Raw genomic sequence first — 281 nt, forward strand, 5'->3', positions numbered from 1 at the left:
GTGGCTCGGACCTCGGCCCGGTCATGGTCTACGAAGCCCTGAAGCCGTACGTGCAGCCCGGGCTCGAGGCGCGCTTCGTCTCGAACATCGACCCCGCGGACATCTACGAGAAGACCGCGGACCTCGACCCCGAGACCACGCTCTTCATCGTCGCGTCGAAGACCTTCGGCACGCTCGAGACCCTGACGAACGCCCGCCTCGCGCGGCAGTGGCTCTGGGAGCGGCTCGGCCTCACCGACGCCTCCGACGACGAGAAGTCGAACGCCGTCGCGAAGCACTTC

The 281-nt window shown here is 68.0% G+C and carries 1 pseudogene; it reads left to right on the forward strand.

What is annotated here, in order from left to right:
* Nucleotides 1–281: pseudogene (locus BIV03_RS17605) on the forward strand (glucose-6-phosphate isomerase); the annotation flags it as partial.

It is taken from the genome of Curtobacterium sp. MCBA15_016 (assembly GCF_001865105.1).
In the GTDB taxonomy this organism is placed as follows: domain Bacteria; phylum Actinomycetota; class Actinomycetes; order Actinomycetales; family Microbacteriaceae; genus Curtobacterium.